This is a genomic window from Mesorhizobium sp. M0019 (assembly GCF_040323975.1).
GTDB lineage: Bacteria > Pseudomonadota > Alphaproteobacteria > Rhizobiales > Rhizobiaceae > Mesorhizobium.
Genome location: NZ_JAMYVK010000069.1, coordinates 13,866 through 27,914, shown reverse-complemented (window position 1 = coordinate 27,914; position 14,049 = coordinate 13,866). Strand labels below are relative to the sequence as shown.

At 60.4% G+C, this 14,049-nt stretch carries 11 protein-coding genes and 2 pseudogenes; 6 read left to right on the top strand and 7 right to left on the bottom strand.

All coding sequences use genetic code 11. The annotated features are described in order from the left end of the window. Window positions 1-513 precede the first annotated feature (513 nt). The 4 genes and pseudogenes from NKK47_RS31735 to NKK47_RS31720 form a co-directional block, all read right to left on the bottom strand. A pseudogene (locus tag NKK47_RS31735) lies at window positions 514-588 on the bottom strand (NADH-quinone oxidoreductase subunit D-related protein); the annotation flags it as partial. Window positions 589-630: 42 nt separating this feature from the next. Continuing rightward, window positions 631-2,274, bottom strand: a complete 1,644-nt coding sequence (groL, locus tag NKK47_RS31730; RefSeq protein WP_352458343.1) for a chaperonin GroEL — start codon at window positions 2,272-2,274, stop codon at window positions 631-633. A gap of 50 nt (window positions 2,275-2,324) precedes the next feature. Beyond that, on the bottom strand, window positions 2,325-2,639 hold the full coding sequence (locus NKK47_RS31725; protein WP_023676575.1) for a co-chaperone GroES: 315 nt from the start codon (window positions 2,637-2,639) through the stop codon (window positions 2,325-2,327). A 640-nt stretch (window positions 2,640-3,279) separates the two neighbouring features. Then, on the bottom strand, window positions 3,280-3,717 hold the full coding sequence (locus NKK47_RS31720) for a hypothetical protein (protein WP_352458344.1): 438 nt from the start codon (window positions 3,715-3,717) through the stop codon (window positions 3,280-3,282). A 412-nt stretch (window positions 3,718-4,129) separates the two neighbouring features. On the opposite strand from NKK47_RS31720, the gene NKK47_RS31715 reads away from it, so the two are divergent. The 6 genes from NKK47_RS31715 to NKK47_RS31690 all read left to right on the top strand — a co-directional run bounded on the left by NKK47_RS31715 (window position 4,130) and on the right by NKK47_RS31690 (window position 10,508). Next, entirely contained in the window at window positions 4,130-4,504 is a 375-nt protein-coding gene (locus tag NKK47_RS31715; protein ID WP_023676577.1) for a DUF1488 family protein, read from the top strand. Between the two features lie 50 nt (window positions 4,505-4,554). Continuing rightward, complete coding sequence (locus tag NKK47_RS31710) at window positions 4,555-4,740, top strand: DUF3606 domain-containing protein (RefSeq protein WP_023676578.1); 186 nt, start codon at window positions 4,555-4,557, stop codon at window positions 4,738-4,740. 371 nt (window positions 4,741-5,111) lie between these two features. Continuing rightward, window positions 5,112-5,768: an ABC transporter ATP-binding protein gene (locus NKK47_RS31705; RefSeq protein WP_031211739.1), complete on the top strand. Its 657-nt coding sequence runs from the start codon at window positions 5,112-5,114 to the stop codon at window positions 5,766-5,768. Further along, entirely contained in the window at window positions 5,768-8,176 is a 2,409-nt protein-coding gene (locus tag NKK47_RS31700) for an ABC transporter permease (RefSeq protein WP_352579556.1), read from the top strand. The genes NKK47_RS31705 and NKK47_RS31700 overlap by 1 nt, the downstream gene beginning before the upstream one ends. Continuing rightward, window positions 8,166-9,221 carry a lipocalin-like domain-containing protein gene (locus NKK47_RS31695; protein ID WP_352458347.1) on the top strand — a complete coding sequence of 352 codons (1,056 nt, stop codon included), beginning with the start codon at window positions 8,166-8,168 and terminating at the stop codon, window positions 9,219-9,221. The genes NKK47_RS31700 and NKK47_RS31695 overlap by 11 nt, the downstream gene beginning before the upstream one ends. A 1,026-nt stretch (window positions 9,222-10,247) precedes the next feature. After that, complete coding sequence (locus tag NKK47_RS31690) at window positions 10,248-10,508, top strand: pyocin activator PrtN family protein (protein ID WP_352579555.1); 261 nt, start codon at window positions 10,248-10,250, stop codon at window positions 10,506-10,508. A gap of 682 nt (window positions 10,509-11,190) precedes the next feature. Here NKK47_RS31690 and NKK47_RS31685 read toward each other — a convergent pair. The 3 genes and pseudogenes from NKK47_RS31685 to NKK47_RS31675 all read right to left on the bottom strand — a co-directional run bounded on the left by NKK47_RS31685 (window position 11,191) and on the right by NKK47_RS31675 (window position 14,030). Continuing rightward, complete coding sequence (locus NKK47_RS31685; RefSeq protein ID WP_301942484.1) at window positions 11,191-11,334, bottom strand: transposase domain-containing protein; 144 nt, start codon at window positions 11,332-11,334, stop codon at window positions 11,191-11,193. Window positions 11,335-12,181: 847 nt separating this feature from the next. Then, window positions 12,182-12,668 (bottom strand): annotated as a pseudogene (locus NKK47_RS31680) (IS66 family transposase); the annotation flags it as partial. Between the two features lie 312 nt (window positions 12,669-12,980). Continuing rightward, window positions 12,981-14,030: a Gfo/Idh/MocA family protein gene (locus tag NKK47_RS31675; RefSeq protein ID WP_352579554.1), complete on the bottom strand. Its 1,050-nt coding sequence runs from the start codon at window positions 14,028-14,030 to the stop codon at window positions 12,981-12,983. Window positions 14,031-14,049 lie beyond the last annotated feature (19 nt).

Below are 14,049 nucleotides of genomic sequence, written 5' to 3'. Positions count from 1 at the left end.
AAGCATCCCAGCCACGACCGATCTCGAATCCGCCCGCAACGGGGAGAAAGTGTGCGTTCTGCCAGTAGCAACCCTGATGGCAGCCCTATGTGATATCTCGCCTCGATCGTCGTCTGTCAGGTTCGGATACAGCAGCCAGCCCACGGCCTGCGAACCTTGGATCGCTGCTCGCCGTGAAAGAACTGTTCCGGCATCATCGGGTCGGCGATGCGCATCAGATCGCTGAACGCCGAGCGGATTTGCGGCCAAGGGAATTCTGAGCATTCCTCCCAGGCCTCGCCCTCTCGCAACACGGCATCGAGCTTGCCCACTACACCAGCGAGGGTAGTGGCGGGGGTGGTTGAGAACGCTTCCAGCAGATGCTCAGTCCGCTCGCCAGCCTTGTGCGCGGCGGTGTAGCCGGTCTTCTCGGCAGCCGCATCCCATCATGCCTGATGCGCCGCGAAATCCGCTTCGGCTCTCTCGCGGAGAGCCGCCGTATCGGGCCCGTTACCGAGCGCGTCCTCGAGCGGCCTATCGATCGATCTCCCCGAACACGATGTCGAGCGAACCGATGATCGCCGAGATATCGGCTCGCATGTGCCCGCGTCGCTGGCCTTCCGTCGTCCTGGCTATAGTTTCAGGCGCCGCTCAGTAGTCCATTCCGCCCATTCCGCCCATACCTCCCGCGCCACCCATAGCGGGCGAAACCTTCTGCGGAATGTCCGCGATCATTGCTTCAGCGGTGATCAGGAGCGCGGCAATCGAGCCGGCATCCTGCAGGGCCGTCCGAACGACCTTGGCGGGGTCGACGATACCGGCCTTGATCATGTCGACATAGACTTCGTTCTGGGCGTCGAAGCCCTGATTGTGATCCTTGCTGTCGGAGAGCTTGCCGACGACGATCGAACCTTCAACGCCGGAATTCTCGGCAATCTGGCGGATCGGCGCTTCAAGTGCTCTCAGCACAATCGAAATACCTGCCGTCATGTCAGCATTCGCGCCAGTAAGCTCAGTCAAAGCTGCCTTGGCGCGCAAAAGCGCAACACCGCCGCCGGCAACGATGCCTTCTTCCACGGCTGCACGAGTGGCGTTCAGCGCATCATCGATGCGGTCCTTCTTTTCCTTGACTTCCGTCTCGGTCGCGCCGCCGACGCGAATGACAGCAACGCCGCCAGCCAGCTTGGCGAGACGTTCCTGGAGTTTCTCCTTGTCGTAATCCGAGGACGTTTCCTCGATCTGCAACTTGATCTGCTGGACGCGCGCCTGGATGGTGGCTTTCTCGCCGGCGCCGTCGATGATCGTCGTCGTATCCTTCTCGATGAGCACGCGCTTAGCCCGCCCGAGCATGTCGATCGTGACGTTCTCGAGTTTGATCCCGAGATCCTCGGAAATCATCTGGCCGGCGGTGAGCACGGCAATGTCTTCCAGCATCGCCTTGCGCCGGTCACCGAAGCCTGGCGCCTTGACGGCTGCGACCTTGAGGCCGCCGCGCAGCTTGTTGACGACCAGCGTTGCTAGCGCCTCGCCTTCGACGTCTTCCGAGATGATCAGCAGCGGCTTACCGCTTTGCACCACAGCTTCGAGGATCGGCAGCAACGCCTGCAAATTGCCGAGCTTCTTCTCATGGATGAGAACGTAAGGGTCCTCCAGCTCCGCGCGCATCTTCTCGGCATCGGTGACGAAATAGGGCGAGAGATAGCCACGGTCGAACTGCATGCCTTCGACGACATCGAGTTCGGTTTCGGCTGTCTTGGCTTCTTCGACGGTGATCACGCCCTCATTGCCGACCTTGTTCATCGCCTTGGCGATCATGGCGCCGACCGACGCGTCGCCATTGGCGGCGATCGTACCAACCTGGGCGATCTCGTCCGAAGATTTGACTTTCCTGGCCCTGGCTTGAATGTCCTTCACCACAGCAGCCACAGCAAGATCGATGCCGCGCTTGAGATCCATCGGGTTCATGCCCGCGGCAACGAATTTGGCACCTTCGCGCAGGATGGAAGCGGCCAGCACCGTGGCTGTCGTCGTGCCGTCGCCGGCGAGGTCGTTGGTCTTCGAGGCCACTTCGCGCACCATCTGGGCGCCCATGTTCTCGAACTTGTCGGCAAGCTCGATTTCCTTGGCGACGGCGACACCATCCTTGGTGATGCGCGGCGCGCCATAGGCCTTGTCGATGACGACATTGCGGCCTTTGGGGCCGAGCGTCACCTTGACGGCGTTGTTCAGAATTTCGACGCCGCGAAGCATCCGGTCGCGGGCATCGGTAGCGAATTTGATTTCCTTGGCAGACATGATTTTACGTCCAGTTCAGTCTTGAAATTGCGGGATCGGAAATCGCCCGGTCAGGCGGCTTTCTTGGCCGCTTTGATCTTCTCGACGATGCCCAAAATGTCGCTCTCCTTCATGATCAGGAGGTCCTCGCCGTCGATCTTGACCTCGGTGCCGGACCATTGGCCGAACAGGATGAGATCGCCGGCCTTGACGTCGAGCGGGATCAGCTTGCCGCTCTCGTCACGCGAGCCCGGGCCCACGGCGATCACTTCGCCTTCCTGAGGCTTTTCCTTGGCGGTGTCGGGAATAATGATCCCGCCCTTGGATTTGGTATCGCCTTCCGCGCGCCGAATGACGACGCGGTCGTGGAGTGGCCGGAATTTCATTGGGGGTTCTTTCTGCCGCCGCACATAGAGCGACTGCAACACTTAACATAGCCCCTTTGGCACTCGAATGATAGGAGTGCCAAATTTTTTATTCCTCAAACCGAAAATATTTGAAATGAAATCAGTCGTTTTTATCGGCGCTTTTGGCCGTCCGAAAGGCGGAGTCATAAGCAATTTTATTGTAATTCATCCCTCTTAATTTTGCCGACAACAGACTATATTAATCCGCAATTACGAGACAAACCTATCGAGCTTTGATTGAATGTGCATCGAGAGATATATACAGTTCGCGAAAATTTGGCACGATTTGGCTTTCCCGGTCCCGATCGACATAGGTCCGCGACCTTCGACCCACCATGAAGCACCGAATTTTCGACAGCGAATGTATAGCGCTTATCCGGCGCGCATGTCGCTCTGTTCGAGCCTTTGAACCACGGCGCTGACCACGGATGTACTGGCAGCATTGGGATCTTTCCGGTTCGGATGGAAAAGATGCAGGAGGGGCGTCGGCGTGCTCCTGCGGAAAGCCGCACTCCCTCATGCAACGCAGCCTCCCCGCGTGGGGAGCGCTTGCCCGCGCTACGGCGGCGGCTTTCCATGCGAGCCGCTTCAAAAATGATGCTGCGAAACGGCTCCGGCTTTATCCGACGAACGCCTCACGCATCCGAGCGAACATGCCGGGCTGTCTCCCGGCAATCGCCGCACGGATGTGACGGGCGGCCGTTACGGCGCTCACCGTCGCGCCGAAATGACAATAGCAGATGATCTCATGCAATTGCCTGTCGGTCAGTTCGAAGAACCGCTTCGCTTCGCCGTAGTTGTCGCTTTCCAACCCGGCGGCGCGGAGGACAGGATCCTCGAAAGCTACTGAGATCGGCGAGCCGTCGCCGCGCATGGCCCCGCGTGATCTAACCGGCTGATACTCGGTTTGGTGTAGCGTCGAGAGTCGCCGGTCAGGGTTCCGTTCAAGGAGCTCCGCCCAGCGTTCAAGACGTTCGCTGCGCGACATGGCCTGGCGCAGGTAGTCCTGATCGATCTCGGCGACGATCTGCAGTTGCTCAAGCGTCTGGTGCTTCATTTTAGCCTCCTATTCGGACGATAGTTGGCCCACCCATATCCTTCTTATACCTGCGGCCAGCGTGACTCCGACCGATCGTGAAGTCCAATCACGATGATGCTGGGAGGGCTTCCCCCCACAAAAATGCGGAGGCTTCGCAAAGATCCGGCCATTAATTTGGCGAACGCGGTCAAATGCGCGGCTGTTCGACGATGTCGGTCTGGAGTCCGTGCCGATCGAGGTGATCGACGGGCAGAGTCTGTGCTGGAGTAGCCCGGCTCCATCGCTGGCCGGGCAGCGGGATCAAGCGAGTGGCAGTTTAGCTTCGAAACCGCCGTAATTCTGAACGCGCACAATGCGAAGAGACGCAAGGCCGCGAGCCTGCAACAGACGTTCGCTACGCGGTTCTTGACGGCTTGAGGTATGTTCAACCTTGGCGCTGACTTTTCCGAACCGAAGCCGCAGCTACGACGAGGCCGGACAATACCTCCATTTTCTCGGCTACGATGGCATGTTTGAAATGCCGTTCTTGATTGAGATTGAAGCGCTCGCGAACGCAAAACCGGAAGCAGCCACAGCCGAAGCGGGTTATTTGGCGACCTTCGATGCATCAAGGGACTCCATTCGTGATGTCGCGCGGAAAGCTTCCTCCCACGGCCGCAAGAACGTGTACCAGCCCAGAAGACCTCGACGCTTCGAACGGCGGACGAGCAAAGCGTTCCCCGTAAGGGATCGGCTTATCCCTGCGACCGCGGAGTTGTGCGGTTTCGACATGGTTGGCGACTACGTCCTTGTCCCCGTCGATTAGAGGATTATCCTTGACACGTTTGGGCGAGGCGATCGCCCATGGAGGTTGTCATGGCAGACGACAAGTCAAAGCGTGGTCCGCAAGACAGAGCACGGGTCGACGGTGGCGAAGACTATGAAGTCGGGTACCTCATGAAGAAGCACCATCTCGAACGGGCTGATGCCCTCAGGCTGGTAAAAAAGTATGGAAACAACCGCGCAAAGATCGAAGAGGAACTCTTTGCCCGAAAGGTTTGATCGCGTATTCCCGTGAGGCTGGCATAGAGCCAAGCACGCCTGAGTGTGACCAGGCTGCAGGCATGATCATGGCGCTTTTCAGCAACGGCATCGGCACTGCTGAGGAATTGAAGGCAGCGCTCCAGTTCCGTTTGGAGAGTGAGTTGCGACGGCACGGTCAACGCCTATCCCGCCTAGCTGAGAACCGCTCTAGATCGTAATTGTACATCGAATTCCAAGTGGAGGTCGCGTTAGATGCAAAACGCGAGCCTCTGAAGAAAACCATTGTCCAATTAAGGCAGTGGGTTTGGAGGCTGTATGAAAGGGGTCGTTGTTTGGCGCTATTTCACTGGCATGCCGTGTCAGAAGCACGCGGGCCTCCGGGGAGTAACATGCTGCTGAGGCTGGACCAGATCGACAAATTCTACCCCACTGGCGAAGGGCCGTTGCATGTTCTGCACGGGATCGATCTTTCGCTGGAGGCGGGCAAGAGCCTTGCGCTGACCGGCGAGTCTGGCAGCGGCAAGAGCACGCTTTTGCACCTCGTTGCAGGGCTCGACAGCCCTGATGCGGGAGAAATCCACCTTGGCGGTACCAATATTGTGGGACTGAACGATACGGCCCTTGCCGCCCTGCGGCGGGGAACAGTCGGACTTGTGTTCCAGCAGTTCAACCTGATCCCTTCGCTTGATGTGGCAGCCAACCTTGCCTTTCAGGCTCGACTTGCCGGCCGTCCTGATCCGGCGTGGCTGAAGGTCCTTGCTGAACGGCTGGGCCTGGCCAAGGTCCTAACGCGCTACCCTGAACAGCTGTCGAGTGGGCAACAACAGCGGGTGGCGATTGGGCGGACCCTAGCCGTTCGGCCCCGGCTGGTTTTGGCCGATGAGCCCACGGGCAATCTCGATGAGGCAACAGGGGACGCTGTACTCGATCTTATGCTGTCGCTGGTGGCTGAAACGGGTGCCGCCCTGTTAATGGTTACCCATTCCAACCGTCTGGCAAACCGGCTGAACGCCCACGTTCACCTGCACGCGGGACGGCTGGCTTGATGGTGTGGACCGGGTTGTCAGCGCTCTTGTCGCATTGGCGCAGGCGGCCTGTCCAACTGGCGATGCTGCTTTTGGGGCTATCGCTGGCAACGGCGTTGTGGTCAGCGATTCAGGCGATCAACGGTGAGGCGCGGGCGAGCTATGACCATGCAGCGGCGATCCTTGGGCAGGACCGGCTCGCGCAACTGGTGCGTGAGGACGGGACCCGGATGGATCAACAGGTGTTTGTGAGACTGCGGCGAGCAGGCTGGCTGGCTTCGCCGGTGATTGAAGGTGAAATGCGGTTTGGGGATGTGCGGTTGCGCGTCCTCGGCATTGACCCACTGACTTTGCCGCCGCAGGCGCAGCAGGTGGATGTTGCAGTGGGTGATGAGCTATTGCCGTTCATCACGGCGCCCGGGGTGCTCTATGCAACTCCGGAAACCGCGGCACGACTAACCGAGCAAGCAACACCTCCCGTGCGCGTGGCCGAGGGTTTGCCGCCTGGCACAGTCCTCACCGACATCGGGCAGGCGCAGGTCTTGCTTGGGGCAAAGGACAAGATCTCTCGTCTTTTGCTCTGGCCGGACCAACCGATTGGCCGTGCCCCTCTAGAGGTGACAGCCCCCGGCCTGACCCTGCGCGAGCCGAGTGAAACGGGGGATCTTGCCAGGCTGACCGACAGTTTTCACCTGAACCTGACGGCTTTCGGTTTTCTTGCCTTTGCGGTGGGGCTCTTCATCGTGCATTCCGCCATCGGTCTGGCTTTTGAACAGCGCCGCCCGGTGTTTCGCACGCTGCGCGCACTGGGCTTGCCGGCCCGCGTGCTGGTCCTTTTGCTGATCGCCGAGCTGCTGTTCTTCGCCCTCCTCGCGGGATTGGTGGGCGTGGCACTTGGCTATGTAGTCGCCTCGGCCCTTTTGCCCGACGTCGCCGCCACCCTGCGCGGACTTTACGGGGCCGATGTGCCGGGAACGCTGTCGATCCGCCCCGCAGTGTGGGCAGCGGGGCTGGCGATCGCGGTAATCGGCACGCTGGTAGCGGCCGCACAAAGCCTCTGGCGGCTATGGCACCTGCCGCTGCTTGCGCCGGCCCAGCCTCGGGCCTGGGCGCGGGCTTCAGAGCGGGCCCTGCGCGCGCAAGGCGTGGCTGCGATGGTGCTCCTGTTGACGGCGGCGGCAATTGCACACTTCGGATCCGGCCTCGAGGCGGGCTTTGCGCTTCTGGCGGCACTGCTGATGGGGGCGGCACTGGCGCTGCCGCTCGTGCTGACGGGGATATTGCACCTTGGCGGCCGCTTGGCGCGTGGACCATTGGCTGAATGGTTTTGGGCCGACACGCGTCAACAGCTTCCCGGCCTGTCATTGGCGCTAATGGCACTGCTGCTTGCGCTGGCCGTCAATGTGGGCGTCAGCACGATGGTGTCGAGCTTTCGGCTGACCTTCACCGGCTGGCTCGATCAGCGTCTCGCCTCAGAGCTTTACGTGACCGCCCGCACCGAAGCAGAGGCCACGGCGATACGCGACTGGCTGGCCCAGCGCAGCGACGCGGTCCTGCCGATCTGGAGCATTGAGGGCCGGGTCGCAGGCCAGCCCGCGGCAATATACGGCGTGGCCGATCATGGCACCTATCGCGACAACTGGCCGATCCTCTCTGCAGTGCCGGGGGTGTGGGACCGGATCGCCACAGGCGACGGCGCCCTGATCAACGAACAACTGGCGCGGCGCCAGGAGTTGGGCTTAGGGGACCAGATCACGCTGCCCGGTGGCTGGCGGGCCAGCATCGTCGGCGTCTATGCCGACTATGGCAACCCGATCGGCCAAGTGATCATCGGGATCGACACACTGCTCCAGCACTATCCTGACGTCTCCCGCCTGCGCTATGCCATTCGGATTGCCCCCGGCAAGGCCGAAGCACTGGCTGCGGGTTTGCGGGCGGAATTCGGGCTGCCCGCGCAGTACGTGATTGACCAGGCCGGGATCAAGGTCTTTTCGCTCAAAGTGTTTGAGCGCACATTCAGAGTGACAGCCGCGCTGAATGTGCTGACGCTGGGAGTCGCGGGGCTGGCGATGTTTGCGAGCCTCATGACCCTGTCGGGGATGCGCCTACCGCAACTGGCGCCGGTCTGGGCCATGGGTCTGCCCCGCCGCCACCTCGTATGGCTGGAGCTTTGGCGCGGCTTGTTGTTGGCAGCCTTGACCATGCTGGCCGCTCTGCCTGTAGGTATCGGGCTCGCCTTTGTTCTACTGGCGGTGGTGAATGTGGAGGCTTTTGGCTGGCGTCTGCCGATGCACCTTTTTCCCGGTGACTGGGCGCGGCTGGCGGCGCTCGCGTTGCTGGCGGCCGGACTTGCAGCCGCCGTGCCTGCCTGGCGGCTGGCGCATCTTTCGCCATCGGATTTGCTGAAGGTATTTGCACATGAGCGTTAGAGCATTGCTGATCTACATGAGCTTGGCCGCACCTGCCTTTGGCCAGGGTTTTGCTGGGCTTGGCACAGAGGCTGACGGGTTTTCAGTGCCGCAGCCGGGGACTGCATTCAACTTTCCGGCAGACCACGGCCCGCACCCCGGTTACCGGATCGAATGGTGGTATTTGACGGCCAACCTGCAAGCTGCGGATGGAGCGGACTATGGCGTGCAATGGACTCTTTTCCGATCCGCCCTGGCCCCGGTGGAGCGGTCCGGCTGGTCCAGTCCGCAGCTTTGGATGGGCCATGCCGGGCTGACGACGCGAACGCACCAATTCGTGGCCGAACGGCTGGCACGGGGCGGCATCGGCCAGGCGGGGGTTTCGGCTGCACCCTTTGCGGCCTGGATTGACAACTGGCAGATGGCAGGTCGGGCCCTGCCAGAGGCGGATGCGCTGTCGGCGCTCGATCTGCACGCGGCGGGACAGGCGTTTTCCTACGAACTGGCACTGGACGCCAAAGGCCCTCTGGTGCCGCAGGGAGTGCAGGGCTACTCGGTGAAATCCGAGAAGGGGCAGGCGAGCTATTACTACTCGCAACCATTCTACCACGTGACCGGTACACTGACCCTTCCGGCGGGCGTGATCGCGGTGTCCGGTCAGGCGTGGTTGGACCACGAATGGTCCTCGCAGCCGCTGGCTGAGGATCAGACCGGGTGGGACTGGTTCTCCTTGCATTTCGACAGCGGCGAAAAGATGATGGGCTTTCGCCTGCGCGACGGAGGCGCGGGCTTTACATCGGCCACATGGATCAAGGCCAACGGCAGGCCGCAGCCGCAGGCCCCCGGCGCGCTAAGGGTGACGCCGCTCGAAACGGCGGCAGTCGCGGGACGTAGCGTGCCGATCCGCTGGAGGGTGCAATTGCCGGAAAACGGAGTGGATGTGACCATCCGGACGCTAAACCCAGAAGCCTGGATGGACACACGCTCTCCCTATTGGGAAGGCCCGATCCGATTTGAGGGCACCCATGCCGGGCGCGGCTATCTCGAGATGACAGGCTATGAGTGACTGGAGGACACTGCTCAATCGCGAGATCGCGACGGTTGGCGAATTGCCGAAAATGGAGAAGGTTAGTTTCCAGCGCCCTTCCCTCTACCACCACCTCAAACCCACTATCTCAGGTAATGGCTCTGGCGATGTAGCGGTCCTGCGCCGCCACCTACCACTACATGGCTCCGAATTGCGGATCGATGTTGCGTGGCCGGAGATGGGCGCGCATCTGCGTAGTGCAGAGTTGCCGCGAGCGTGTTTTCCGATTTCTACGTCGAAGCACCACCGCTGCACGCGTCATCTTGTCGGTGTCGATCTCCATGCCAAGCAGTCTAACACGCGAAACGGCGTCTGCCGCGGTCCACACCGGATGGTTACGCTGCACGGCGCATTCTGCCGATGATTGAGGTTCATGAAGGCCTTCCCGCAAAATATGCGCCTTAATGCCCGGCCTCACGGCCTCACGCAATCCAGACATTTTCAAACTCGCCACACAAAAAAACCGCCTCGGTTAGACCGAGACGGTTATCGTACTATGACAGAAGTGGTTGCGGGGACACGCAACCACCGATACCGACATCATTAACGTGACGATTTGACAGGTCCAGGCCAGCATTGCAGGGAGGCGACTTGGTGGGCTCGGAGGGATTCGAACTCCGCGCTTGGAAAAGCGTCCCTCTCGTCTTCACCGTGCAGGCCGCTTACTCTGGGCGGCAGAGTGCCCTTCCGCGCTTCGCCGAACCTGCCGTGGGAAAAGCCTTGCCGTTTTTTCCGGCGGGGCTTTGATCAGATCGCGACTATTAGTGATTTATGCTGGAACTGGTTGCGGAGGTTGGAGTCGGACCGATTTGCGCCGATTAAGAAGCCCGTCAGCAAACGAACTCGGTCACAGCACTGTATTGGCGGTATCCCTCTAGCGACTTGAACGCCCCGGCCGTTGCTTAGGTCGCGCCCACCCTTTTGCACGCGCCCCCCTGCCCGGCCGTTGAACCCGTTGGGCGGCTTGCTAGTCTGCCAAGCTCCTAACAGGGATAGCAACCTGGAATGAACACAGCACTGCTTTTGATGGCTCAGTATGGTGGCAAGGCCATCATCCCGATCGATGAGGTCTGCCGAGACTATTTCTCCCACCTGACGCCGCCGAAGTTGGTCCGAAAGATTTCCATGGGGGAAATTGCCCTTCCGCTCGTGCGGATCGAGGACAGTCAGAAGTGTGCCAAGGGCGTCCATCTCGCCGATTTGGCCAAATACCTTGAGTTCCGGACTGAGGCTGCGAGAAAGGAAATGAGGGGGCTCACGGAGTAGCGAGGGAGCGTGAATGAGGTTTCGTTCAGCCCTGCCGTACACAGCCGCCCGCGGCTTATGGCCTGATGAGCGACGAACTGGATCAACCGTTTCAAGGCCGGTACTGCATTTGGTACAGCACCACTTCAACAAACACGCGTAATCGACTGTCTGAACTGCATGTTTGTTGGGACTGCGTCCCATCTGATGTTGGACACGATGGTACAACTTTGCAGTATCAAACGAGGCGTTTCGCGAAATGATCCTACAGAACACGCACGTGTCCCTGCGACGAGCCGAAGCAGCGCACCGGCTGCGTGGAACACGCTGACGGGAGGGGCCCGAAAAAGAAGATTATTAGTCGGCTGCCGAGGTCATTATGATTTCAAATGCCGTCAGCTATTTGTACAGTTCTGGCTTACTCATTGCGCCAATAACTGCCTTTCGCCCTTCTGATAGTGATTGCAGACCCGCCTCGGCGGCGATTGCAGCCCGGTATCCGTCCAGCAGCTTGCTCCGGCCGGAATTCCGCTGAGTATTGAATGGATCCAGGCCTGGGCCTGCAGGCGATAGGCATCGGTGAAGCGAGGACGCCAGTCCGCGGGATAGGCCGTTCCTCGCGACAGACCCGAATTGATCTCGGTGCGCAGGGGCGAAAGCAGCGAGACCGTTGCGGTGGAAGCGTAAGCGCCTCGCGGATCGCCTATGGATTTGGGCTTGACGTTTTCCGGAATCGCCAGGGCATGAGTTCCTCGATCTGGGTTTGCGGATGGCCGTTGATGATGGCGTCGAGGGTTTCGGCGAGGTAGGCGACCGGGTTGACGTCGTTGAGCCTGCAGGTGGCCACGATGGAGGCGAGCAGCGCCCAGTTGTCGAACGTAGTGCTGTGCTGCGATTGTCGACAGTGTCCCAGGAGCCTCTTAGGGACTATTGCCTCCAACGATCCGTTGCTTTCCCCACCCCAACTTTCAAAATTGTGGTAAAGTCTCGACGTTGTTATTGGCTTTGAGCGAGCGGTGTGAGGGCGCTGGAGGCTACCATGCACTTCATTAAGCTCCTGGTTGGCTCAGCAATATTGACAGCATCGGGGGCAGCGTTTGCGGCAGAGGAGGTGTCTGTCGAGAGAGGACGGCTGGTTTCCATCATCGGCAGCTGTCACGACTGCCATACTGACGGCTACAGGGAAGCCGAAGGCGCACTCGACCCCACCAAGGCATTGAGAGGGAAAGTAATAGGTTGGCGGGGGCCGTGGGGCACAACCTATGCAAGCAATCTGAGATGGAGCGCGCAAGACCTTAGCGAAGACGGGTATGTAACCTACATCAAGACACTTCGCACATTGCCGCCGATGCCTTGGTACAACGTTCGCGTCATGCCGGAGAGCGACATTCGGTCATTCTATCGATATGTGAAGTCGCTCGGTGATCCCGGCGCCTTCCTCCCGAGAACGGCGAGACCGGGGGAAGAGCCGAGGACGCCCTTCGTCACGCTGGAGCCACCGCAAATGCCGAAACCTTGTTCACGCGACCTGGACTGCGGCGTGGGCGAAGTTTGCTCGGCCGCACCAGTCCGCCAATGCGTTAAGAAGTAGGCACCCTGGGCAGCGGCCCTCTTAAGACAGCCGACCCCAATTACGCGGTAGGGCGAAACCTTAAGTTTCGGAATAGTAGCGAACGCCGCCCTCGGGCCAGACGTCAAGTCAGACCGTCAATGATAAAACTTAGGGTGAGCGCCTCGCGGATCGCCTGTGGATTTGGGCTTGACGTTTTTCGGAATCGCCAGGGCATGAGTTCCTCGATCTGGGTCTGCGGATGGCCGTTGATGATGGCGTCGAGGGTTTCGGCGAGGTAGGCGACCGGGTTGACGTCGTTGAGCCTGCAGGTGGCGATGGAGGCGAGCAGCGCCCAATTTTCGGCCCCGACTTCGTGACCTGCAAACAGGGCATTTTTTTCTGGTCAGGCATACTGGCCTGATCGCGTTTTCGACCGGGTTGGTGTCGAGTTCCAGGCGGCCATCGTCCAGGAAGCGGGTCAGGCCTTGCCAGTGGCCGAGCCCATGCCGGATGTCTTCGGCCAGGCCAGAGCCGGAGGAGATCATCGATAGCTGCTTTTCGAACCATGGTTTCAGGGCAGCGATGATGGGCGCGGAATGCTCCCGTCGGGCGGCAAGCCGGGCTTGAGGTGATGCGAGCATCCGCGCGTGATCCGCACCCATTACCCCTACGCCGATAATTCCAACGCGTATACTCAAGTTGACCTCCGTATTATTCCAATGCGTTCAGTCAAGCCAGCCGGTTGTCCGGGCTTTTCCGGCCTCGTGCGAGTCGGCGGCCGCCTGGATGAATTTCACCCAGCGCAGCCCGTCGAGCACGTTCGGAAACAAGATCGTGACTGCCTCCGCATGAACGGTTGCACGGTACAACGCGGTACGCGATGCCGTTTCGTGAGACGCTTCTCGCAATGAATCCTGGCCGGCTCCGCGGGCGAAAGCGCGTCAGAGAAGCAGCCGCTGGTCCGTTGTAGGCAAGATGCGGATCATATCCGCAGTAGGATGAACCTGCCGTGCCGGCGTGTCTAGCTTCTGAGGCTGACCGGTGCTGGCGGCGCGCTCAATGGCAAGCAGGGCGCGCACGTCGGCAAATCCTTCTCCACCGTCGGCTTCAGGCGGTTGTGCATTCAGGATGCAGTCGGAGAAATACGCGGTCTGTCCGGCGAAATGGTCTGTCTGCGGGAACGTCTTTTCGGTTCTGATGTCGCCATGCCGAAGCTTCATTTGCACGGCAGTCTCGAAACGGAAGCCAGGGTCGGCCGTTACGCTCCCCTTCGTTCCGGCCACGTGGTAAAAATCCGAATTGTCCGCGCCGAAGCTGGCAATGAACTGTGCAAGCCGGCCCTCGGGGAAGCGCAACGTCACGGCAATGCTTTCCTCTACCTCCCCGACTGAGGCGCTGCCGAAACTCCTTACCGCGACTGCCTCGATCGGCTCAGTGGCAAAGATATGGCGCGCGGCATTCAGGCAGTAGACTCCGATGTCCTGCAAGGGACCGCCCCAATAGGCGGCCTTGAGGCGGTGATTGTCGGACGACGCTACGAAGGAGAAGACCGCGGCAAAGATGCGGGGATCGCCGATCTCACCGCTGCGGATGCGCTCCAGCACCTCGACAGTGCCGGGCTCGTTGTGCAGCCGATACGCCGTCATCAGGTACGCTCCGCTCTCATTGGCGGCGGCGATCATCGCCTCGCATTCCGCCTCGGTCGTGGCCAGCGGCTTCTCAACGAGCGCGTGCTTGCCGGCTCTCAGGGCTCGGATCGCATAGTCGGCATGCATGGAGTTCGGCAATGCCACGTAAACTGCATCGGCGACGTCCGATGCGAGCATCTGGTCGTACTGCTCATAGCTGAAGACGTGTTCCACGCCGTAGAATTCGGCGAGCTTGGCGGCGTTTTTGGCCGAGCCGCTGACGATCGCCGTGATTGTCGAGTTTCCGGTCTGGGACACACCGGGCATAAAGGCTTCCTGTGTGATCCAGCCCGCGCCCACCACGGCATATCGTATCTTTCTC